The sequence below is a fragment of the Couchioplanes caeruleus genome, assembly GCF_023499255.1.
GTDB classification, from domain to species: Bacteria; Actinomycetota; Actinomycetes; order Mycobacteriales; family Micromonosporaceae; genus Actinoplanes; species Actinoplanes caeruleus_A.
Genome location: NZ_CP092183.1, coordinates 1,385,935 through 1,408,470, shown reverse-complemented (window position 1 = coordinate 1,408,470; position 22,536 = coordinate 1,385,935). Strand labels below are relative to the sequence as shown.

General features: G+C 72.5%; 19 protein-coding genes. 2 read left to right on the top strand and 17 right to left on the bottom strand.

What is annotated here, in order from left to right; all coding sequences use genetic code 11:
- Positions 1 to 158 precede the first annotated feature (158 nt).
- From COUCH_RS06740 to COUCH_RS06730, 3 genes are all read right to left on the bottom strand, one after another.
- Positions 159 to 977 carry an Fpg/Nei family DNA glycosylase gene (locus COUCH_RS06740; RefSeq protein WP_249611231.1) on the bottom strand — a complete coding sequence of 273 codons (819 nt, stop codon included), beginning with the start codon at positions 975 to 977 and terminating at the stop codon, positions 159 to 161.
- A gap of 107 nt (positions 978 to 1,084) precedes the next feature.
- Positions 1,085 to 1,894: a hypothetical protein gene (locus tag COUCH_RS06735; protein ID WP_249611230.1), complete on the bottom strand. Its 810-nt coding sequence runs from the start codon at positions 1,892 to 1,894 to the stop codon at positions 1,085 to 1,087.
- Between the two features lie 478 nt (positions 1,895 to 2,372).
- Positions 2,373 to 3,170, bottom strand: a complete 798-nt coding sequence (locus tag COUCH_RS06730; RefSeq protein ID WP_249611229.1) for a hypothetical protein — start codon at positions 3,168 to 3,170, stop codon at positions 2,373 to 2,375.
- 113 nt (positions 3,171 to 3,283) lie between these two features.
- Between COUCH_RS06730 and COUCH_RS06725 the strand changes: the two genes are divergently transcribed.
- Positions 3,284 to 3,577 carry a 4a-hydroxytetrahydrobiopterin dehydratase gene (locus COUCH_RS06725; RefSeq protein ID WP_249611228.1) on the top strand — a complete coding sequence of 98 codons (294 nt, stop codon included), beginning with the start codon at positions 3,284 to 3,286 and terminating at the stop codon, positions 3,575 to 3,577.
- A gap of 253 nt (positions 3,578 to 3,830) precedes the next feature.
- Positions 3,831 to 4,976, top strand: a complete 1,146-nt coding sequence (locus tag COUCH_RS06720; protein WP_249611227.1) for an FHA domain-containing protein — start codon at positions 3,831 to 3,833, stop codon at positions 4,974 to 4,976.
- Between the two features lie 50 nt (positions 4,977 to 5,026).
- Here the strand turns inward: COUCH_RS06720 and rocD are convergent, their stop codons facing one another.
- The 14 genes from rocD to COUCH_RS06650 all read right to left on the bottom strand — a co-directional run bounded on the left by rocD (position 5,027) and on the right by COUCH_RS06650 (position 22,493).
- Positions 5,027 to 6,235, bottom strand: a complete 1,209-nt coding sequence (gene rocD / locus COUCH_RS06715; RefSeq protein ID WP_249611226.1) for an ornithine--oxo-acid transaminase — start codon at positions 6,233 to 6,235, stop codon at positions 5,027 to 5,029.
- 85 nt (positions 6,236 to 6,320) lie between these two features.
- Positions 6,321 to 7,124, bottom strand: a complete 804-nt coding sequence (ddaH, locus tag COUCH_RS06710; RefSeq protein ID WP_249611225.1) for a dimethylargininase — start codon at positions 7,122 to 7,124, stop codon at positions 6,321 to 6,323.
- A 536-nt stretch (positions 7,125 to 7,660) separates the two neighbouring features.
- Positions 7,661 to 8,479 (bottom strand): DUF4190 domain-containing protein, encoded by an 819-nt coding sequence (locus COUCH_RS06705; protein ID WP_249611224.1) that lies wholly within the window; start codon positions 8,477 to 8,479, stop codon positions 7,661 to 7,663.
- 110 nt (positions 8,480 to 8,589) lie between these two features.
- Positions 8,590 to 9,198: an ATP-dependent Clp protease proteolytic subunit gene (locus COUCH_RS06700; protein ID WP_249611223.1), complete on the bottom strand. Its 609-nt coding sequence runs from the start codon at positions 9,196 to 9,198 to the stop codon at positions 8,590 to 8,592.
- 197 nt (positions 9,199 to 9,395) lie between these two features.
- Positions 9,396 to 10,457: a 1-acyl-sn-glycerol-3-phosphate acyltransferase gene (locus tag COUCH_RS06695; RefSeq protein ID WP_249611222.1), complete on the bottom strand. Its 1,062-nt coding sequence runs from the start codon at positions 10,455 to 10,457 to the stop codon at positions 9,396 to 9,398.
- Entirely contained in the window at positions 10,457 to 11,314 is an 858-nt protein-coding gene (locus COUCH_RS06690; RefSeq protein WP_249611221.1) for a patatin-like phospholipase family protein, read from the bottom strand. Before COUCH_RS06690 ends, COUCH_RS06695 begins: the two co-directional genes overlap by 1 nt.
- Before the next feature lie 139 nt (positions 11,315 to 11,453).
- Complete coding sequence (locus tag COUCH_RS06685; protein ID WP_249611220.1) at positions 11,454 to 12,842, bottom strand: chitinase; 1,389 nt, start codon at positions 12,840 to 12,842, stop codon at positions 11,454 to 11,456.
- 53 nt (positions 12,843 to 12,895) lie between these two features.
- Complete coding sequence (locus COUCH_RS06680) at positions 12,896 to 14,140, bottom strand: ABC transporter ATP-binding protein (RefSeq protein ID WP_249611219.1); 1,245 nt, start codon at positions 14,138 to 14,140, stop codon at positions 12,896 to 12,898.
- Positions 14,141 to 14,178: 38 nt separating this feature from the next.
- Positions 14,179 to 14,847 (bottom strand): hypothetical protein, encoded by a 669-nt coding sequence (locus COUCH_RS06675; protein ID WP_249611218.1) that lies wholly within the window; start codon positions 14,845 to 14,847, stop codon positions 14,179 to 14,181.
- A gap of 45 nt (positions 14,848 to 14,892) precedes the next feature.
- Entirely contained in the window at positions 14,893 to 15,048 is a 156-nt protein-coding gene (locus tag COUCH_RS06670) for a hypothetical protein (RefSeq protein ID WP_233412713.1), read from the bottom strand.
- Between the two features lie 64 nt (positions 15,049 to 15,112).
- On the bottom strand, positions 15,113 to 18,262 hold the full coding sequence (locus COUCH_RS06665; protein WP_249611217.1) for a M50 family metallopeptidase: 3,150 nt from the start codon (positions 18,260 to 18,262) through the stop codon (positions 15,113 to 15,115).
- 213 nt (positions 18,263 to 18,475) lie between these two features.
- Positions 18,476 to 20,131 (bottom strand): trypsin-like peptidase domain-containing protein, encoded by a 1,656-nt coding sequence (locus COUCH_RS06660; protein ID WP_249611216.1) that lies wholly within the window; start codon positions 20,129 to 20,131, stop codon positions 18,476 to 18,478.
- 81 nt (positions 20,132 to 20,212) lie between these two features.
- Positions 20,213 to 21,769 carry a sensor histidine kinase gene (locus COUCH_RS06655; RefSeq protein ID WP_249611215.1) on the bottom strand — a complete coding sequence of 519 codons (1,557 nt, stop codon included), beginning with the start codon at positions 21,767 to 21,769 and terminating at the stop codon, positions 20,213 to 20,215.
- A 7-nt stretch (positions 21,770 to 21,776) separates the two neighbouring features.
- Positions 21,777 to 22,493: a response regulator transcription factor gene (locus tag COUCH_RS06650; protein ID WP_199511601.1), complete on the bottom strand. Its 717-nt coding sequence runs from the start codon at positions 22,491 to 22,493 to the stop codon at positions 21,777 to 21,779.
- Positions 22,494 to 22,536: the final 43 nt, after the last annotated feature.

The window sequence follows — 22,536 nt, the reverse complement described above, 5'->3', positions numbered from 1 at the left end:
AAAACCGGACCACCGACGTCTTCCGGTGCTGTATCCAGCATGAGATCACGCATGCTTCACCCCCGTGATCAGCGCGAATCCGAAGGATAGAGGTCCACGTGGATATTTGTAAACTTGGATATGATCAAGGGGCCGTCGTCATCCCGAGATCAACCGAGTCAGCGCGTCGGCTCCGGCTGGCAGGTCGGGCACCAGTACAGGTTGCGTCCCGCCATCGGCCCGCGCAGCACCGGCGTCCCGCACACCAGGCAGGGCTGGCCCGGGCGCCGGTACACGTACACCTCACCGCCGTGCCGGTCCACCCGCGGCGCGCGCTGCATCGCCTCGGGGGTGTGTGCGGTGTGGACGGTGTCGATCCGCCCGCGCGCCACGCCTTCCTTCATCAACGCCCGCAGGTCGTCCCACATCTGCTCCCAGCAGGTGGCGGAGATGCTGCGTCCCTGCGTGGTGGGGGCGAGGCCCGCGCGGAACAGGACCTCGTTCGCGTAGATCAATCCACACCCGGCGACCACCGTCTGGTCCAGCAGGAGGGCGAACACCGGCTTCGTGCTGCTGCGGATCCGGCCGTACGCCACCAGCGGGTCGGCGTCGTCACGCAACGGATCCTGGCCCAGCCGTGCCCGGAGCGCCGCCACCTGGACCGGATCGAGCACCTCGCACGCCGTAGGCCCGCGCAGCTCCAGCCAGTGCCCGGCGCCGACCATCACCATCCGCAGCTGCCCGACGGGCGCGGGGGCCGGCCCGTCACCGTCGGCGAACTTGCCGTAGAGGCCGAGGTGGATGTGCAGGCTCAGCTCACCCTCGTAATGGTGCAGCAGATGCTTGCCGTACGCCTCGGTGTCGGTCAGCGTCCGCCCGGTGAGCAGGGCGGCCCCGGCGGCGAACCGGCCCTGCGGGCTCGACACGGCGACGGCATGCCCGGCGAAGAGCTCCCGGTGACGCGCGGCGAGCCGATGAATGGTGTGTCCCTCTGGCACGGTCCGCAACGGTAGCCGATCCCCCGCCGCGCCACCCACCTACTCGATCATGACGAAGGTCCCCGGCCGCACCGGCCGGGGACCTCGCGTCGGTCGATCGGACGGGCTCAGCCGCCCAGGCTGTTGTAGAGGCTGTCCGGCGCCTCGGTGATCTGGTCGGCCGGCGGGCGCTGCGCGTCGACCGTCGTGCCGTAGTCGGTGTACAGGACCTCCAGCGGCTGGGCCTGCTGACCGTTCACGGCCGGGAGCTGGATCGTCAGCGCGGACAGCCGGCCCTGATCGTCGACGCCCGCGGTGAACGGCACGTTCTGCGCCTGCGCGCCCCAGGTGCTGACCATCTTCTGGTCGACGCCGGCGACACCGGCCGCCTTGGTCAGGTCCAGCGTGCCCTTGTAGCTGCGCGAGTCCACCTGCTGCACGTCCGTGGTCGAGCTGAGCAGCTGGGCGGTGTTCGCCGGGTCGATCTGACCGGGCCGCAGGCCGACGTTGGCGCCCTCGGGCAGCCGGGAGACGTCCACGTGCGTCCAGGTGCCCGCCTTCGTGATGCCCGGGACCTGCACGTACAGGTCCTTGTCCACGAGCAGCGTCTTGACCTCGATCTCGGTGTTCGGTCCGGTCGCGGTCAGCGTGGCCGTACCGATGCCCTTGGTCGCGTCCATCGAACCGTTCATCTTCAACCCGGGCCCGGACGTCACGGTCACCTTGAAGCTCTCCGTGCCCAGCTTCGCGGCGGCCGCGGCCAGCGCGGAAGCGGCGGCGGGATCGGCCGCACCGACGCTGGCGGAGGCGCTCGGCACGCCGCTCGCCGGGGCGCCGGCACCGGAATTCGCGTCGCCGTCGGCGGAGCATCCGCCCACGGCCAGAGCAACAGCGGCCACAGAAGCGAGCCCCAGCCCACCGATACGAGCGGTACGCATGTCGATCCTCCCTGCCATCCGTCGCCGCCCTGGCAACGGCTTCCTTGCCATCCGTCGCCGCTCTCGGCAACGGGTTCCCTGCCATCCGTCGCCGCTCTCGGCAACGGCTTCCCTGCCATCCGTCGCCGCCCTTGGCAACGGTGCACCCGGTTTTCCCGATGGCCCGCAAAACGAAACGGCGGGACGGGCGTCGGCATAGGACGAACGGCAGAAAAGGGAGAGGCCGGGCGGATCAGTGACCCACCCGGCCATTCCGGCTCAGCACCCACGCCTGCCAGAAGGACGGCACGGCAAGCTGATGACGCTGCCGCAGAGACCGGCAGCGCAGCGAGCACCCGAGCCGCAGGACTGGGACGCTCCGCCTCAACGGCAGCCCGGCCACCTGCACGCCGCCCGGCCGCATGCCCCTCAAGCAACACAGGCCCCCGTCGTCCGCGCGCGGGCGGACGGCCGGGAGCCTGTGTGTCGGGCAGTCGGGTCAGGCGTTGAGGACGCCGGAGAGCTGGCTCGGCATCTCGCCGACCTGCGCGGCCGGCGGGGCTTCCACCGACACCGGGGTGCCGAAGTCCGAGTACTTCGTCTTGATCTTGCCGGTGCCCGGCTGGATCGAGCTCATGTCGAGGGTCAGCTCGACCAGGCGGCCGTCGCTGTCCTTCTTCGCCGTGAAGGGGATCCTGGTCGCCTTGTCGCCCAGGGCCTTGAGCTGGTCACCCTTGTTGAAGCGGGGGGACTTGGTGAGGTCGAGGGTGCCCTTGAAGCCGTCGGTGCCCACGCGCTCGACGCCCGTCACGGCCTGGAGCATGGCCTTGGTGCCGGCCGGGTCGTCCTTCGGCAGGGCGAAGCTGCTGCCCTCGCCGAGCTTGGTCGCGTCGATGTGCATCCAGGGCTTCTTGCTGGTGCCGCCCTTGAGCATGTCGCCGAGCTGGCCGCCGAACTTCATGTACAGGTCGTCGCCGATCTTGCGCATCTCGATCTTCGTGCCCTGGCCGAGCGCGCCCATGTCCATGCTCATCTTGGCGGTGCCCGCCTTGGGGTCCGCCACGCCGGTCATGCTCAGCGCGCCGGCCATGTCCATGTCGATCTTCACGCTCTGCTCGCCGAGCTTGCTGACCGCCGCGGCGAGGTCGGCCGCCGGGTCCTGCTTGCCGGCCGCCTGCGTTGCCGCCGCTCCGGAGCCGGTGGCGCCGGTCGACGAGCTGTCGTCCGGCCCGCAGCCGGTCAGGCCGAGCCCGGCGATCAGCGCCAGGCCGGCGATCGCCAGCCGTCGATTCCTCATGCGTTTCCTCCCGGTCTCGAGCTCATGTCGGGGCTCACCGTAGCGAAGGCGTGCGACATTTTCCGCCCCCGGCTGACCGTCGGGGGGCTGCGGCCGGGCACTAAGCTCGGTTCATGGCTGACCTGCTGGACGCGGAATCGGTACGCAGCGCCGTGGCCGTGCTGGACGGCTGGGAGGGCGGAACGGACGCCATCGTGCGTACGGTCGGACTGCACAGTTTCCCGGCGGCGATAGCCGTCGTGGACCGGGTGGCCGAGGTCGCCGAGCAGATGGACCACCACCCCGACATCGACATCCGCTGGCGCACGCTGACGTTCCGGTGCAGCACCCACTCGGCGGGTGGGGTGACCACGCGCGACATCGCGCTGGCCAACCGCATCGACCGCATCGTCGCCGACGCGTCCTGAGTCCGCCACCGCCGCGTCCGGCAGCGAACCCGCCGCGTCAGGCACCGGACCAGGCGCGGGCGGCAGCAGCGGCCGGCGGCGCACCAGGCGCGGGCGGCAGCGGGCAGGTACCACTCCGGTGGGCACGCGAATCCCCCACCGGCGGCGAAACGGCGTAGATCACGACACCGTCCGCGCCCCTGCTTCGCCGCTGCCCGGCGGCAGACGGCATGATGGCGCGTGGAAAGCGCACGCCCACGAACCGGGAGGTCACGTGAGATTCGAGGTCAGCAAGGTCCTCGACGCCATCGAGGCCCGTCTCACCACCGACCCCGCTCTCGCCCGCGCGGTCGTCGATCTTTCCGAGATCGTCCGGTACGCCGACCTCGACGGCGGCCGCCCCGCCAGCATGCTGCGGCTGGGCCTGGTCATCGACGCGCTCGGCCGGCACGTGGCCGAGGAGAACGTCCCGGTGTACGCCGTGGTCCCGCGCGGCCTGCTCTCCGACGCCGACCTCACCTCCAACGAGCGCATGGTCGTCCGCCGCTGGGCCGACGACGGCGTGGTCGAGGTGGTGCCGCAGCTCGACGACCGGGTGCTCGAGGTGGCGGAGCTGCTGGGCCTGCCCGTGCTCACGCGTACGCGGGCCGAGCGCTTCCGTGACCGCCGCCCGTGGGTGGAGGATCCCGGCCGCCTGCTCGCCGCCGTACCGGGCGCGGGCGGTCCGGTGCTGGTCGCGCGGGTCGGGCGCGGGGAGGTGCCGGCCGTGGCCGAGCCTTCGCCGCTCGGGCAGAAGCTGCTGTCCCGCGTGTGGGGGTGCCCGGAGAACTGCACCGCGTACGGTTCGGGTGGCGATCCGGACAGCCCGTTCGCCGACATGCGGAAGACCACCAGCCCGGTCTCCCAGCCGCCGCCCGCTCTGCGGGCCGGCGTGCCGACGTGCCCCCGGCACGGCACGCGGTTGCGCGACGCGGGTCCGCGCCCGGCCGTCGAGGTTCTTTCCGTACGCATCGACGGCATCATCCGCCAGCGGTTCGTGGTCTCCACGGAGAAGCCGGTCGTGGTGGGGCGCGCGCCAGAGGGCGGCGGTGGCGTCATGCTCGGGCAGTGGCTGACCGACGACGCCCGCAAGTGGATCAGCCGTGGGCACGTCCGGTTCGCCCTGCACAGCGGTGAGCTGAGCGCGCAGGACGTCAGCACCAACGGCACCGGTATCCGCCCGAACGGCTCGTTCGACGACGACCAGCGGGTGACGCTGAACCGCGACGAGATCCGCACGCTGGGTCCGGACGACGTGGTCGAGCTGTACGCGAACGTGCAGGTGGGCCGCGCCAAGCTGTGGGCGTCCGGCGGGGTCAGCCAGCCGCACTCGGTGATGGCCGAGGCGCCCACGATGGCGATCCGCAAGTTCGAGCGGTAGCACCACGGCCGCCGCCGCCCTGGCGGAGGCGGCGGACGGCCGGGTGCAGATCAGAGGATCGCGGCCAGCTGGGCCACGGCGTGGTCGATCTCCTCGGCCGTGACCACCAGGGGCGGGGCGAGGCGGATCGTCGAGCCGTGCGTGTCCTTGGCGAGCACGCCGCGCTCGGCGAGGCGTTCCACGGCCTGCCGGCCGCTCATCAGCGCCGGGTCGATGTCGACGCCGGCCCACAGACCGCGCCCGCGTACGGCGACGACCCCGCGCCCGATCAGCGCGTTCAGGCCCTCGTGCAGCCGCGCGCCGAGCTCGGCCGAACGCTGCTGGAACTCGCCGGTCGCGAGCAGCCGGACCACTTCGGCACCGACCGCGCAGGCCAGCGGGTTGCCACCGAACGTGGAGCCGTGCTCGCCGGGCCGGAGCACCCCGAGGACGTCCCGGTTCGCGGCGACCGCGGACACCGGCACGATGCCGCCGCCCAGCGCCTTGCCGAGCAGGTACATGTCGGGGACGACACCCTCGTGCTCGATCGCGAACGTCTTACCCGTACGCCCGAGCCCGGACTGGATCTCGTCGGCGAGGAACAGCACGTTGTTGTCGGTGCACAGCTCCCGTACGCCCGCGAAGTAGCCCGCCGGCGGCACCAGCACACCGGCCTCGCCCTGGATGGGCTCGAGCAGCACCGCGACGGTGTTCGCCGTGATCGCCTCGGAGAGCGCGTGCAGGTCCCCGTACGGAACAATCGTGAAGCCCGGGGTGTACGGCCCGAAGTCGTCGCGCGCGTCCGGATCCGTCGAGAAGCTGATGATCGTGGTGGTCCGGCCGTGGAAGTTGTCGGCCGCGACGATGATCTCGGCCTGGCCGTCCGGCACGCCCTTGACCCGGTAGCCCCACTTGCGGGCCACCTTGATGGCGGTCTCGACGGCCTCCGCGCCGGTGTTCATCGGCAGCACGAGATCCTTGCCGCACAGCTCGGCCAGCCCGCGGCAGAACGAGGCGAACTGGTCGTGCACGAACGCCCGGCTGGTCAGCGTCAGCCGGTCGAGCTGGGCGTGCGCGGCGGCGATCAGGCCGGGGTGCCGGTGGCCGAAGTTCAGCGCCGAGTACCCGGCGAGGAAGTCCAGGTAGCGGCGGCCGTCGACGTCGGTCACCCAGGCGCCCTCGGCGTCGGAGATCACGACCGGCAGCGGGTGGTAGTTGTGCGCGGTCCAGCGCTCGGCGTCGGCGAGCGCTGCCGGCGTACGCATGTCAACGTCAGTCATGGCCGTCCTCCAGTTGTCGTGCCTTCCCGGCCCTCACCGTCACGGTCGTAGCCGGCCGCCGGCAGGCGAAGTGCGGTGCGGTCAGTCACGCCCGGACCTCCAGGGTGCAGCACTTCGGGCCGCCGCCGGCCTTGCGCAGCTCGCTCACGTCGACCCCGACGGTTTCGTAGCCGGCGGCCTGCAGGGCCGCCGTCAGCTGGGTGGCCTGCACCGGCAGGACAACGGTACGGCCGTCGCTGACCGCGTTGAGCCCCAGGACCTCGGCGTCGGCCGGCGTGGCGATGACGGCGTCCGGGAAGAGGCGGCGGAGCACCTCCTGCGAGCCGGGTGAGAACGCCGACGGCAGGTACGCGATGTTCCGCTCGTCGAGCACGCACAGCGCGGTGTCCAGGTGGTAGTACGCCGGGTCCACCAGCTGCAGGCTGATCACCGGGCGGCCGAACACCTCCTGCGTCTGGGCGTGCGCGGCGTGGGCGGTGCGGAAGCCCGTACCCGCGAGCAGCACGTCGCCGGCGAGCAGGATGTCGCCCTCGCCCTCGTTCGTGTGCTTCGAATCGAAGACCGGGAAGCCGGCGTTCTCGAACCACGCCTTGTACGCGGGCGCCTCGTCGGCGCGCTCGGCGTCGCGGAACTGCACGGCCAGCACCTTGCCGTCGACCACGGTCGCGCCGTTCGCGGCGAACACCATGTCGGGCAGGCCGGGCAGCGGCTCGATCAGCTCGACGGTGTGGCCGAGGTCGAGGAACGTCTGGCGCAGGGTCTCCCACTGGCTGACGGCCAGGGCGTTGTCGTACGGCGCCGTCGGGTCCATCCACGGATTGATCCGGTACGTGACGGCGAAGTGGGTCGGCCGGCACATCAGGTAGCGGCGCGGGGCGGCGGTCGTCATGACCGAAACGCTATGCGGGAAGTGCCTGCGTACGCCCCGGATCAGTGTTGCGCACGGCGTCGATTCGTTGCGTGATCCGCGCTCGGCGCGACGATTCGTTGCTCGCGGTTCCGGCGGGGCTGGTGGTGCGGCGGCCTGGCGGGTGGCAGGCCGCGGAACGCGCGCCGAGCGGGCCGGGGCACCGGCGGCCGCGGCGGGCACCGGGCGCCGGCGAGCGGAGGCCGAACGGACCGGAGACCGGCCGTGCGGAGGCCGAACGGACCGGAGACCGGCCGTGCGGCGGTCCGGGCGGATCGGAGCCGGATGGTGGGAGTGAGCGGGGTGGCAGGGTCGGGGATGTGCGTCGGGGGCGGCGAACCGCCGCCCCCGCACAACGATGCGGCTCCATCCGAGTCGAACGACGGTGATCGCCGATCGGTCTCTGCCGCGCTTTCCGGCGCACCGCCGGATGTTTCCGGGGCGGGAAGGCTCATGGCCGTCCCGGTTCCGAGGGGTTCACCGTCAGCGCATCGCCTCCGGTGAATGTCGGATACCCGTCAGAAGCGGTCGATAAACTGTGCGTCGAGCCACTCTCGGACGCTGGTGACCGGGTGCATGTCGGTGCCCAGCCAGGACAGCGAACCGGTCAGCGCCAGCACGCCCACGACGATCGCCGCCAGCGCCAGCACGAGGCCGATCAGCGCGTCGGTCTTGCCGGCCACGTGACGCTTCTTGGTGGCGCGCAGGCCCGCGACGGACAGGATCAGCGACAGCACGGCCACGCCGATGCCGTACCCCATGAGCGGACCGGAGAGCACCAGCAGGGCGCCGGCCACACCGGTGATCAGGCCGAGCGTGGCGAGCAGGCTCGCGCGGGGCTTGGGTCCGGCGGGTACGGGCGTACGGTCGGCTTCGCGGCTCGCCGCGATGCTCGCGCTGCCACGTCCGGCCGGGGTGGGGTCGGCGGGCACCGTGTCGAAACGCTCGGTGCGGTCCGGGTCCCGGTCGTCGACCTTCGTCATCGGGGCGGTGCGGTCGTCGGACCGCAGGTAGCCGGTGCGGTGCTCGCCGGCGCGGGTCTCTTCGGCCCGCCGCTCGCCGGCGCGGGCGGCATCATGCCGGGCCTCGCGCTCGCCGGCGCCGGCGCGGGCGGCATCGTGCCGGGCGTCGCGCTGGCCGGCGCGGGAGGCCTCAGCCCGCTCCGCCGCGGCACGGTCGGAGGCCGCGAGGTCGGCGGCTCGGTCCGACCTGGTCGCGGCGTGGTCGGCCTGAACCGCTCCGGCCTGCGTGGGAGCGTCGGTACGGGTGGAAACGGGCGCTCTGTCCGCGGTCTCCGCGGTGGTGTCGGACTGCCGGGAGAAAGACGGGAGTCTCACGTCAGCCACCTCCTTCGAACCTTCGGGGATGACATCGCTATACCCCGATGGCCGCCGGCGAACACAAACGGGCGTACGGGAGGCCCGTACGCCCGTTCGTGGAAGGTGGGTCAGACCAGCGCGGACGTCGCCGTGACGTCGGCCGCCTTGGAGATCACGTGGTCGACGATGCCGTAGTCCTTGGCCTCCTGCGCCGTGAACCAGCGGTCGCGGTCCGAGTCGGCCTCGATCTCCTCCGGGGTGTGCCCGGTGTGGAAGGCGATCCGCTCGTTCATCGTCTTCTTGATGTGCAGCATGCTCTCGGCCTGGATGGCGATGTCGGCCGCGGTGCCGCCGATGCCGCCGGACAGCTGGTGCATCATCACCCGCGCGTGCGGCAGGGCGTAGCGCTTGCCCGGGGTGCCCGCGCAGAGCAGGAACTGTCCCATCGAGGCGGCCATGCCCATGGCGATCGTGGCCACGTCGTTCTTGATGTACTGCATCGTGTCGTACACGGCCAGGCCGGCGGTGATGGAACCACCGGGCGAGTTGATGTACAGGGCGATGTCCTTCTCGCTGTCGGCCGAGGCCAGCAGCAGCATCTGCGCGCAGATGCGGTTGGTCACCTCGTCGTTGACCTCGCTGCCGAGGAAGATGATGCGCTCCCGGAGCAGCCGCTCGAAGACCTGGTCGTCAAAGGATGCGCCACCCGACCGCATCACCACATCGTCAACACTCATGGACCCACCCTCTCGCACCTGCCGGACGCGGTGAGCACCCACCCGGCATCGGACTCTCCTACCTTCCCCGGTAACGAGCGCCACGCCCAGCGATTCTCCTCAGGGCGAAAGCCGGTAGGCCCGCTACGCCGGACGGCCCGGCCGCCGGCCGCCGGAAGCCGGTGAGCCCGGCCACACGGCGGCGGCTGCCAGGCGGTTCAGCCGGAGCGTACGGACGTGCGCCGCGCCGTCCAGTCGGTGCCGAGGGGACGCGGCCGGGGCCGGTTCTCCTCGATCCAGGCGTCGATGCGGGCCCACCAGTCGTACAGCCAGCGGATCCGTTCCTCCTCGCCGGCCGGCACCTCCTCGGGCGGCACGCTCCAGAAGCGCATGATCAGCTGCTTGTCCATCGGCAGCTCGCGCCAGATGTCCGCCACGGTGACGAGCTTGTCGAGACCGGTGTGCGCCACGAAGATGACCCCGGAGTCCGGGGCGGCGTCGATCGCGGAGAGCAGGCCGCCCGGTTTCGGCGGGAGGACGTTGCGCAGGCCTTCCGCCCGTACGGCCATCTCCTCGAGGCCCTTGGCCCGCAGCCGTGCGATCGCCCGCAGCCGGCGGTGCGGGGTGAAGTTGCCGCCCTCGGGGAAGATGACGAACGCGTCGTTGTCGTCGAGTCCGTGCGCCAGCGCGCCGACGTGTTTCTCGAGGTCGGGCACCCCGGGACGGCCCGGCGTGATGAACCGGTTGGGCAGGCGGTTGAGCAGGATGTCGACGGCCGGATCCCACTGCAGGGTCGCCTTGAGCACGATGCGCGGCTCCCGGTCGAACCAGTTGACCAGTGAGTGGATCAGCACGAACGAGTCGCCGGGGCCGGCGTGCCGGCTGACGACGATCTCGGGTCGGCCGGGCATGCCCGTGTCCGGGTCGGTGCCGACGACGTCGATGCTCAGGTGCAGCGACCACTCGGCGACCCAGAACAGGGCGGCCAGGAAGCGCCCGGTGAGCACGTAGTGGGCGCGCTGGAACGCGGGGCTGCGGATCTTCCACCCGAATCCGGAGGCGACCCACAGCGCGGCGAGGCAGACCAGGGCGGCGGCGTCCCAGACGACGTACACGATGGCGAGGAAGGCCAGGCGCGGCACCCGGAGGTGGCCCGGGACCAGCGGCGATGCCGCGAGCGCGAGGAGCAGCCACACCGGCAGCGTCGTGAGCAGCACCGCCGCGAGGATCACCACGGCCGGCGCGATGACCAGGCGACGGACCCAGGGCGGCGGGAGCATCAGGCGCCGTCGCCGTCGCCGGGTGCCGGGGAGACGCTCGCTTCGAGGTAGCGGCGGGACGCGGTGTAGGCGCGGCTGATGCGGCGTCCGGCGGCGGCCATGTCCCGGTAGGCCCAGGGCTGGTCGTCGCGGCTCTCACCGCCGCCGGTGGGAAGAACGTGCACCTGGACATCGTCGGGCAGCGACGCAAGCTCGCGGGCGAACCGGTGCCGCCGGGCGATCTCGAACGCCACCTGCGCCACCTCCCACGGCCGGCGCGGGACGGTCAGCGGCCGCTCGATGCGTCCCACCTGGAGCACGAAGATCCGCTTCGCGCCCACCCGGACCGCCTCGCCGATGGGGATCGAGTTGACGATGCCGCCGTCGACGAAGTGCTCCCCGGCGATCTCCATCGGCGGCAGCAGCCCCGGCACCGACGCCGACGCGAGCACCGCGTCGACAAGCGGACCGGTGTCGAACCAGTGCTCGGCGGCGCGCTCGATGCTGGCGGCGCAGCAGCGGAACGGGATCTTCAGGTCGGCGAAGCTCGACTGCTCACCCAGCTCGGCGGTGAGCAGCCGGCGCAGCGGGAGCGGCGAGTGCAGGTGGGTGCGGGCCGCGAACCGGCGGACCTGGCGGGCGATGGAGTCGCCGTACACCTCGGCGGCCTCGGGGGAGGACCACAGCCGGACCAGACGGTCGGTGACGGCCTCGGTGGGGTCGGCCGCGACCAGGGCGCCGTTGACGGCGCCGATCGACGTGCCGATGACGACGTCGGGACGGTAGCCGGCGCGGAAGAGGGCGCGCAGCATGCCGACCTGGACGGCGCCGAGCACGCCTCCCCCGCCGAGCACGAACGCGACCGGACTCTCCACCATGACCTCATCGTTCCATGTCCACCGGGCCCGGGACCCGTTGTCCACAGCGCTGGCATGATCTTGCGCCCGGCGGCCCGGCGAAGCAACCGGCGCCGCCCTTCCCCGGCGGAGCGGGGACGGACGACGCCGGCGGGAGAGATCAGCCCAGGCTGTTGAGGAACGGCTCGTGCGCGTTCTTGAACTCCCACGAGTAGAACTTGTCCCAGTTGATCGACCAGGTCATCAGCCCGCGGAAGTTCGGGTTGGTGCCGCTGCGGACGGTGTACCCGCCGCAGTTGCTGCCCTTGACCAGGCAGGTGACCGCCTGCTGTACGCCGGCCGGGGCCACGTACCCGTTGCCGGCGCTCACCGACGACGGCGCGCCGAAGGCGACCTGGTCCTCACGCAGCGCGGGGAACATGTTCGCCGTGTTGCCCGCGACGGGGAAGCCGGCGAGCAGCATGTCGGTCATGGCGATGTGGAAATCGGCGCCGCCCATGCTGTGGTACTGGTTGTCGAGGCCCATGATCGAGCCGCTGTTGTAGTCCTGGACGTGCAGCACCGTCAGGTCGTTGCGCATGGCGTAGATGACCGGCAGGTACGAGCCCGCACGCGGGTCCTGGCCGCCCCACGGGCCGGAGCCGTAGTACTGGTAGCCGAGCTGCACGAAGAACGTCTCCGGCGCCATGGTCAGCACGAAGCCGGCACCGTACCGGGCCTTCAGGGACTTGAGCGCCGAGATCAGGTTGACGATCACCGGGGTGGTCGGGTTCTTGAAGTCGGTGTCGCCGGTGTTCAGCGACAGCGAGTGGCCCTCGAAGTCCACGTCGACGCCGTCGAGGCCGTACTTGTCGATGATCGCGCTGACCGAGCTGACGAACTTGTCCCGGGCCGCGGTGGTGGTGAGCTGCACCTGGCCGTTGGCGCCGCCGATGGAGAGCAGCACCTTCTTGCCGGCCGCGCGCTTCGCCTTGATGGCGGCGATGAAGTCGGCCTCGCTCTCGACGCCGGGGCACTCGGTGGCCGGGCAGAGCGTGAAGCGGATGTCGCCGGAGGTCGCCGAGGTGGGCTCGCCGAAGGCCAGGTTGATGATGTCCCAGTCGGCCGGTACGTCGGCCATCCGCAGGTAGCCGGAGCCGTTGGCGAAGCTCGCGTGCAGGTATCCGATGAGCGCGTGCTTGGGCAGCCCGCCCACCGGCGGCTGGGTCGGAGGCGTGGTGGGAGGCGTCGTCGGAGGTGTCGTGGGCGGAGTGGTGGGAGGCGTCGTCGGCGGAGTGGTCGTGGGCGGTGGGGTGGTCCCGCCGCACGCGCCGTTGTCGGCCCACACGTCCCACTGCGCGCTGTGGGTGGCCGGGCTCTCGTTCTGGGTCCACCACTTCGCGGTGTAGTTGTGACCGGACTGGGAGGCGGTCATGTCCTTGGTGTAGACCGCGGACGGGCTCCACGCGGCCGCGCAGGAGACGGCGGCGTCGGCGGACGAGGCTATGTAGACGGCGGAGCCGGACGCCGCGAGTACAGCGGTGACGGCGAGGAGCAGGGATCGGCGCATGGGGGATGGCCTCCAACGTCGGTATATCGACAGTTGGCCAATTATTAGGACTGTTAACTGATCCTGTCCAGGCCCTCGTCCGGCCGGATGCGGCGGCCGGCCCGGTCGAACACCAGCAGATCGTCCCAACTCACCCCTGCCGTGAGCTCGGTGCCGATCTCCGCGCGCGCCGGCGTCGCCATGCGGATCATTACCTCGCCCGTCGGGGGCGGCTCGAGCGACTCGTACGCGGGCTGCAACCCGTACGGCGACCGGTCGGCCGGCGGCCCGGTGCGCGGCCGCGGCAACGGCGACGACGTCTCCAGCCGCGCGGTGGCCGCGGGCGTCGGCACTCCCCCGACGTCGAGGTGAACCAGCAGCTCGTGACCCAAATTCTCGACGGCGCGTACGGTGCCGCGCAGCGACAGCGGTCCCGTCTTGTCCGGCGACAACGCGCGCAGCGCCACGGTCACCCGGGCGGTGTCGTGCCGGGCCAGGGCCTCCGTACGGGCGTCACCCGCCGGCATCTCGAGCACCTGCGACCCGAGGTCGAGCAGCACGCGCCCGTCCAGCACCGACACCACGGCCTCGAGCAGGCTGGTACGCGGCGTGCCCAGGAACGCCGCGACGAAGATCGTGTCGGGGTCGGCGTACACCTGGGCCGGCGGCCCGACCTGCTGCAGCACGCCCCGGCGCAGCACGGCGATCCGGTCCGCCATGCTCATCGCCTCGATCTGGTCGTGCGTGACGTAGACCGTGGTGACGCCCAGCCTGCGCACCAGAGCGGCGATCTCCCCGCGCAGCGCCGCCCGCGCGCCCGCGTCCACGTTCGACAACGGCTCGTCCAGCAGGAAGACCGACGGGCGCCGGATCAGGGCCCGCGCCATGGCCACCCGCTGCCGCTGGCCGCCGGACAGGTGCTGCGGGTACCGGCTGAGCAGATCGTCGACGCCGACGTGCCGGGCGATCTCCGCCACCCGGGCCGCCACCTCCCCCGCCGGCAGGGGCAGCACGTGCAGCGGGAAGCCGATGTTCTGCGCGACCGTGAGATGCGGGTAGAGCGCGTACGACTGGAAGACCATCGCGATGTCGCGCTCCGCCGGCTCGGCCTCGCGGACCGGTACGCCGTCGTAGAGCACCGTCCCGGCGGTGGGCTCCTCGATCCCCGCGAGCAGCCGCAGCAGCGTGGACTTGCCGCACCCGGTCGGGCCGAGCACCACCAGGAACTCGCCGGAGCCCACCTCGAGGCAGACGTCGTCGACGGCCACCGCTCCGTCGTCGAACACCTTCGTGAGCCCGCGTGCCGCGATAGCCACCATCCCCTCATGGTGAGGGTCGAGGGCCGCCGATGAAAGGCTCAGCGGCGGACCGTGCGGTCCAGCCAGCCGTCGCCGTCGTCGTCGTACATCCGCTTCTCGAAGACGCCGTCGTGGTCCTTGTCGTAGTCGGCGTAGTCGACGCGGTTGTCCAGGTCCCGGTCCACGCCGATGAAGTCGGGCCGCCCGTCGCGGTCGAGGTCCACCACGATCTCCGCGCCGCCACCCCGGTGCCCGCGGTAGGTCGCCTTGTCCAGCGTGCCGTCGCCGTCCGCGTCGACCCGGTTGTGGTAGCCCTGCGGCGCCGGGAGGTGCGCGTCGCCGAAGCCGGTGCGGGGCGCGTCGCCCAGCCGGGAGGCGGCCGAACCGAGGCCGGCACCGGCGCCCCGGGCCGCGTGCGCGTCCCCGAAGCCCTGGTGGGCGCCGTATGCGGGACCGATCCCGGCCGCGCCGTCGGCCGGCGACCCGACCGCGGCGTCGGCGAGCCCGCCGAGCGAGCCGAAGATGCCGAAGGTGCTGGACTTGGTGACCCGCTGCTCCACCGTGGCCGCCGGAGCACCCGCGTCACCGGCCACCTGCTGCCGCAGCACCGCCACCTCGTCGGGCGCGAGGCGGTAGCCGGCCAGCGCCGAATCCGGGTCCCGGGCCAGGAACGCCGGGAACGCGGGATCGGTGAGGAGCCGCTCGAGCACAACGTCGAAGTCGCCCATGCCGCCCAAGGTAGGCGGCCCGGGCCAGTGTCCGGTATCGGCCGGTCAGTCCAGCTCCGGCATGGCGACCGGTTGCGGCCGCGGCCGGCACGTGCCGCACTGCACCGCGTCCTCGACCACCAGCGCCTCGGCGCGCTCCCGGGTCACCGACCTGCTGACCTGCAACAGGTACGGCCCGAACCGGGCATGGTCCTCGCACACGCCGCGTCCGCAGAACCGGCAGGTGCCACGCGCAGCCTTGGCGCAGAAGAAGCAGAGCACGGGCTCATCCAATCACGGGCGGGCTCGTGTCCGACGGCTCCGGGTTCGCCGGCGGCGGCGACGTGGACGGCGGGGTCGAGGGCGGGTCCGGGCTGGGCACCGGCGGCCGGCTGGTGCTCGGCGGCACGGTCGTCGGGCGGATCGTCGGCCGGGCGGTCGGGCGCGTGGTGGCCGGCGGCCGCGTCGTCGCGCGGGTCGTGGTCGGCCGCGGCTGGTCCGGCGTGGCCGGCCCGGGATCGACCGTCGTCGGCGGCACGGTCAGCGGCGTGGAGCTCGGCGTCGGGGCCGGCGTCACCGACGGAAGATCCGACGGTACGTCACTCGGCGACTCGCTGGGCGAGCCCGCGGGCGGTTCCACGGGTACGCCGTCCCCGCAGCTCAGCGACGTCACGTTGGCCGTGACGGGGGTGCCGCCGAGGAACACCCGTCCGGTGGCGACGGTGATCGCGGCGGGGTCGACGCCGAACCACGCCGGTCCCTCGTTGGTGGCGGTGCCGACGGTGGACTGCACGGTCAGGCGCAGCGGCTCGTACGCGCCGCTCGTGCTGCCCGTGTCGGCGAGCACCCGCCCGGTGCGCACGGTCAGCACGCCGTGCGGCACCCGCGTGCGCCCCGCGTCGGTGGCCAACGCGCCCACATCGGCCTGCGTACCGGCGCAGAGCAGCGTTGCCGAGCCGCCCTTGAAGGTGAGCCGGCCGGACGCGCGGGCCGGCACCTCGATCCGGGTGCCCTCGTCGACGTACCGGCGCTCGCCCGCGGCCAGGCGGACGGCCCGCCCGTCGACGGTGACGGCGAGGGTGCCGCGCTCGGCGGTGAGCAGGGCCCGGTCGGTCGGCATCTCGGCCCAGGCCGGCCCCGGCGCGAAGTTCAGCCCGGTCAGCAGCAGGGCGAGCAGGAGCAACAGCAGGACGAGCCACCACATGCGCCGTTCGAAGCGGCGGTCCACCTCGGGGTCCTCGGTGCCGTCCGGCGGCCCCGGCGGCACCGCGAGCGGCGGGTACGCCCCGGCGGAGTGCACGCTGCGGGCCATGGCGGCACCGTCCACAGCGGCCACGGGCGGAGCGGCCGGCGCGCGGCCGCCCACGAGCGGCGGGAGGTCGGAGGCGTCCGGGATGACCCACAGCCGGGTCGGCGTACGCGTCTGCGCGACCGTACCGGGTTCGCCGTCGCCGACCGGGCCGATGAGCGTGCCCCGGCGCAGCTCGACGCCGTCGGGCATGGCGATGACGCCGGACTCGACCACGACCGCGTGGGTCGGCCCGGGCAGGTCGACCGGCGCGCCCGGATCGAGGTCCACCGGATGTGCGGTGGCGATCAGGGCGAGGCGCTCGTCCCCGGCCAGGCCGGCGAGCGCCGGGGTGTCGGCGAACAGCGCCTCGGCCTCGGCGCGGTCGACCGGCGGCGGCCCGGGCAGCGGCCCCACGACCGTGGCGACGGTGGCCGTCGGTACGGCCAGCAGCGTGGTGCCGGCGGTGTGCCAGTCGAGCGAGGCGGGGCGGCCGGTGAGCGCGTTGGCGAGGCCGACGACGCCGCCCGCGCCGACGTGGTGCCGGATGGTGCCGCCCGGGTCGCCGGGCTTGCGGGCCTGCATCGCGCCGTCTACCACGACGTACACGGCCTGCTGGGTGTTGCCGGCCAGGACCATGGGGGTGCCGGACGGCGGGCGTACCCACCGGGCGCGGGCCGCCAGACCGGCGAGGGCGGGCTCGGGCAGGCCACCGAGGTCGGAGGTGCGCAGCGCCTCCAGGCGGCGCGGGGCGTCGGCCTCTCGCCGCTTCTCGGCGGCGCGCAGGCGGTAGCGGCGCCACGAGCGGGCCAGCCAGCCGACGGCCAGGTACACCAGCGGGGCGCACAGTCCGGCGACGACGAGGACGAGCAGGAGTTTGCCGCCGGCGCCGCCGTTCCAGAGCCCGGTCGCCAGCCCGGCCACCCGGTCCGCCCAGATCCGGTAGCCGAGGTTCACCGCGACGGCCAGCCACAGCACCGCGAGGACGCCGTACAGGGCGACGATCCGCCCCTCCCGGTCCAGCCCGCCCCAGGCCGGCGGGCGCCCGCGCAGCCGCGACGCGACCCATGCCAGGCCGCGTCCGCGCAGGTTGGGAATCTCCAGCCAGTCCATCAGCAGGTAGTAGCCGTCGAGCGCGAGCAGCGGGTTGAGGTTGAACAACGCGTTCAGGTACCAGGCGAACGCGAGCTTGAAGGCGAGCGGCCCGAGCGCGGGCACGGCGAGGCCGACGAGCTGCATCGTGCCGGCGAGGACGAGGCCGGTGGCCGGGCCCGCCGCGGTGACGAGCATCCGGGCGCGCCGCCCGGCCATCCAGACGTCGGTGGTGTCCACGAACACCGACGGGATGCCGAAGTAGACCAGCACCCCGGCCGCGGGCACCTCACGCCCGGCGTGCTTGGTGGCCAACGCGTGCCCGAGCTCGTGGCTGGCCAGCGCCAGCACGTTGAGCAGCAGCAGCACGACAGCGCCGAGCAGATACGACCCGTTGGTGAGGAACACGGCCTGGCTGCCGCGCCACCACGTGGTCACGAAGAGCCCGAGACCGGCCAGCGCGAACGCCGCCATGACGATCGCGGCCACCCGGGTGAACAGCAGCTTGCCGCCGGCGCGGTACAGGGCGGTGATCAGCGGGTCGACGTCGAAGACGAGCATGCGCCGCCCGCGGGCCGCCGCGAGCACGCCGCTGCCGACGCGGCGGGGCAGCGGCTTGCGTTCGAGCTCCTGCAGCGGCCGGAACGCGTCCACCGGCAGCTCGTCGAGCATGCGGTTGCCGGCCAGGTCGGCGACGACCCGGCGGACCTGGTCCGGGGCGAGGCGCCCGGCGAGACGGGCGAACTCGGCGACCAGGCGGGCGACCGTGTGCGTGCCGTCCATCATCAGGGCCAGCTGCCATTCCTCCGGGGTCAGCCGGAGGTAGCAGGCGCGGCCGCCCTCGTCCGGCGAGCGCAGCATCACGTACGCCGCCCCGCGCACGCTGGTCAGCTCGACGGCCTCGATCCCGGCGCGCAGCACGGGCCGGGCCCGGGCCGGGTTGAGCCGGTCGACGACAGCGCCCCAGAGCCCGGGATCGGCGGGTCCGGAGGGCTCACCGGGCGCGCGTCCGGCCAGCGCCTCCCAGACGCTCGTCCGGGTCTCGACGTAGGTCACGGTGCCGGCCTTCCACTGGCGCGATGGGCGAATGGAGAGTAGGCGGTCCGCCGGGCCGAACGCGAGCCCCCGATTTGCCACACGCCCGCAGATAGCACGCGGAGGGGACATAAAAGCGCGGTGGGTGGTCGTGACCAACCCCCTTGGTCACGACCACCCACCGCTGGGGAGGTGACGCCGCCCGATGGCCCGGGCGGCGCCGGATGTGGTCCGTCAGGACGCCTCGGTCAGCGTGGCGTTGACCGTCTGCTCCTGGCCGTTGCGGGTGAACTTCACCGACACGCTGTCGCCGACCTTGCCGCTCTGGATGGCGGCGATGAGGTCGTCGGAGTCGTCGACCGTCTTGCCGTTCACCGCGGTGATGACGTCGCCCTGCTCGATGCCGGCCTTGGCGGCCGCGCTGCCCGGGTTGACCGCGCTGACCACGGCGCCGCCGCCCTCGGCCTCGGTGACGCTGACGCCGAGCGCCGGGTGGCTGACCTTCTCGCCCTTCATCAGCGCCTTGGACACCGTGGTGACCTTGTCGCTCGGAATGGCGAAGCCGAGGCCGATGTTGCCGGAGCTCGAGCCGGAGGTCGCGATGGCCGAGTTGATGCCGATGACCTCGCCGTTGGTGTTGACCAGCGCGCCGCCGGAGTTGCCCGGGTTGATCGGCGCGTCGGTCTGCAGCAGGCCCGACATCGACGTCGTCGCGGACGGCTGCTCCTGCTGCTGGCCGCCGCCGAACGGGTTCTGCGGGGTCTGCTGGTCCTCGCCGCCGGACCGGATCGTCCGGTCCTTGGCGCTGATGATGCCCTCGGTCACCGAACCCTCGAGGCCCAGCGGGCTGCCCAGCGCGAGCACGGTGTCGCCCACCTGCATGTCGGCGCTGGAGCCGAACTTCGCCGGCTTCAGGTCGGAGACGCCGCTGACCTTGACCACCGCGAGGTCCGTACGCGGATCCGTGCCGGTGATCGTGGCCGACGCCTTCTTGCCGCTCGCGAAGATCACCGTGACGGTGTCGCCCTGCGCGGTCGCGACCACGTGGTTGTTCGTGACGATGTAGCCCTGCGTGTCGAGGACGACGCCGGAGCCCTCCCCGCTCTCCGTCTTGATCGAGACGACGCTGTCCTTGACCGCGGCGACGATCTGCGCGAGCGAGGAGCGGTCGATCACCGAGGTCACCGCGGACTTGGTCGTCTGCACGGTCCCGGTGTTGTTGTCGTCGTGGAAGGCGAGGGCGGTGGCGGCCCCCACGCCGCCGGCACCCAGCGCAATGACCAGAGCGGCCGCGCCGGCGACCAGGATCCGGCGGCTGCGGCCGGCGCGCGCGGGGTCGCGGTGCGGCTCGCCGCCGACCTGCGTGGCCCAGATGGGCGCGTCCGCGGCCTGCTGGGCGGTCCACGGCCCCTCGGTGCCGGGCTGGCCGTACGGCGGCTGCCCGGGCTGCACCGGCGGCTGACCGTGCTGCGGCTGGCCCGGCTGCACCGGCGGCTGGCCGGGCTGGCCCTGGTAGGCGCCGGCGTACGCGGGCTGCGGCGCGCCCGGGTGCTGGCCGGGGTGCGGCGGGAACGGCTGGCCGGGGTAGGGCTGCTGGCCGTACGGCGGCTGTCCCCCGCTCTGCCACGGCGAGGCGGGCCACTGACCCGGCTGGTGCTGCGGCTGGCCGGGGTGCGGCTGCGCCGCCTGCGGCTGCGCCGGCTGCTGGGCGGGCGGCTGGGTGGGCTGCCAGGGCGCCGGGCCGCCGCTCACGACGGGCTGCTGCGCCGTGGTGTCGGACTCTCCCCGCTCCGGGCTGCTGCCTGCGGGGGAGGCGTCCGCGGACCGGTGCGACTGCTCCTCGGGCGAGGAGTCCTCGTGCCGCTGCGGGTTGGTCTCGGGCTCGTTCATGCGGTCAACATTGCCCCCGACCGCTCCGACTGACCTGTGCTGGCCCTGAAGGTTTTCTGTGAATGCCGGATGCCGGGATGATCAGGATTCGTCCGGCACCAGAGCGGGCAGAGCGACCCGGAACGTCGCACCCTTGCCCGGCTCGCTGATGACGTCCACGGTGCCGTGGTGCGCCCGTACGATCGCCGCCACGATGGCCAGCCCGAGGCCGGTGCCGGTGGCGTCCCGGTCGGCGCGCCGGGTCCGTGCCTCGTCCACCCGGTAGAAGCGCTCGAACACGTGGCCCTTCTGATCCGCTGACAGCCCCGGCCCGGTGTCGGTGATCTCGACGACCGCCCGGTTGCCCTCCTCGGCCGAGAGCGACAGCGTCACCGAGGCGTCCGGCGGCGTGTGCACCAGCGCGTTCGTCATGAGATTGCCGATCACCTGTCGCAGCCGCGCGTCGTCGCCGTACGCGACCAGCTTCTCCGGCACGTCGCGGATCTCCAGCGTGATCTTCCGGTCGGGCGCCGTCGCCTGCGCCGCCTGGACCGCGTCCATGGCGAGCACCGGCAGCTCCACGGGGGCCAGCTCGATCGGCCGCTCCCGGTCCAGCCGGGCCAGCAGCAGCAGGTCCTCCACGAGCAGACCCATCCGGGCGGCTTCGTCCTCGATGCGGCGCACGAGCTTCGCGGTGGCGTCGGGGCTGGCGACCGCGCCCTGCCGGTAGAGCTCGGCGAAGCCACGGATGCTCGTCAGCGGCGTACGCAATTCGTGCGAAGCGTCCGCGACGAACTGCCGCATCTTCTCCTCGGAGCGCACCGCCCGGGCTTCGGAGGCGAGGGCCGCCTCGGCGGCGTCGCGGGCCTGCGACTCCGCGGCCCGGGCCGCGGTCTCGGAGAGCGCGCGGGCGGTGAAGGCGGCCTCGATCTGGGCCAGCATCGCATTGAGCGCGCGGGACAACCGGCCCAGCTCGGTCTGTGGCTCGCCCTCGTCGGGCTCCGGATCGGGTACGCGCTGCGTCAGGTCCCCGGCCGCGATGGCCGCCGCGGTCCGCTCTATCTGCACCAGCGGGATGAGGCTCTGCCGCACGATGGCCGCCCCGATCGCCGCGAGCGCGAACAGCACCCCCGCGCCGACCAGCGTGTCCACCCAGATCAGCCGGCTGATCGCGTCGTCGATGCCGACCAGCCGCTGGGCCACGTGCAGCACCGAGCCGCCCTCGTCGGTGATGAGCATCCGCCAGTGCACGGTGCCGTCCGCCGAGTCGACGGTGAACGGCTTGTCGAGGTGCTTCTTGACCTGGTTGATGCCCTTCACCAGGGGCGGCAGCTCGGACGGTTTCAGCGAGCTGTCGTACTTCTCGTTGCCCGGGTTGCCCACGCCGTCGACCGTGGTGAGGTTGACGTAGTAGTCGGCCGGCAGGATCGCGCGCTCGTTGTAGTTGAGCTCGTTGAGGATCTGGGTGAAGCGGACCAGCTGCGCGTCGAGCCGGCCGATCATGTACTTGTGCAGCGCGTACGTGCTCGCGGCGCTGATCAGCGTCAGCGCGGCGAACACGAGGGCGAGCACGGACGCGACGAGCTTGGTGCGCAACGGCACCCGGCGCAGCCCGGTCTGCAGCGGGACGTGGCCGCGGACCCGGTCGGTGAGGGTCACCGGTGGCTCAGACCGCGGGTTTGCGCAGGACGTACCCGACGCCGCGGAGCGTGTGGATCAGGCGCGGCTGCACGTTGTCCACCTTGCGCCGCAGATAGGAGATGTACGACTCCACGATGTTGTCGTCGCCGCGGAAGTCGTACTTCCAGACGTGGTCGAGTATCTGCGCCTTGGACAGCACCCGGTTGGCGTTGAGCATCAGATAGCGCAGGAGCTTGAACTCCGTCGGCGACAGCTGCACCCGCTGGCCCGCGCGGTAGACCTCATGGGTCTCCTCGTCCAGCTCCAGGTCGGCGAAGACCAGGCGCGACGGCTCGTCGTCGCCGGCGCTGGTGCGGCGCAGCACGGCACGGATGCGCGCGGTGAGCTCCTCCAGGCTGAACGGCTTGGTCACGTAGTCGTCGCCGCCCAACGTGAGGCCCCGGATCTTGTCGTCGGTGCTGTCGCGCGCGGTCAGGAAGACGACGGGGGTGCGCGCACCGCCCTCGCGCATGAGCCGGATCACCTCGAACCCGTCGAGGTCCGGCAGCATGACGTCGAGGACGACGAGGTCGGGCGTGGCGTTCTTGGCCGCGCTCACGGCGGCGCTGCCGCTGGTCGCAGTGCTGACGTCGAACCCGGCGAAGCGCAGGCTGGCGGAGAGCAGCTCGAGGATGTTCGCGTCGTCCTCGACGACGAGGAGCTTCGCCTCGCTCTGCTTGCCCTGGGTCTGAGTAGCGGCCATAGGCCCATCCTCACGCAGGTGACTGCGCCTGCGCTGCACAGTG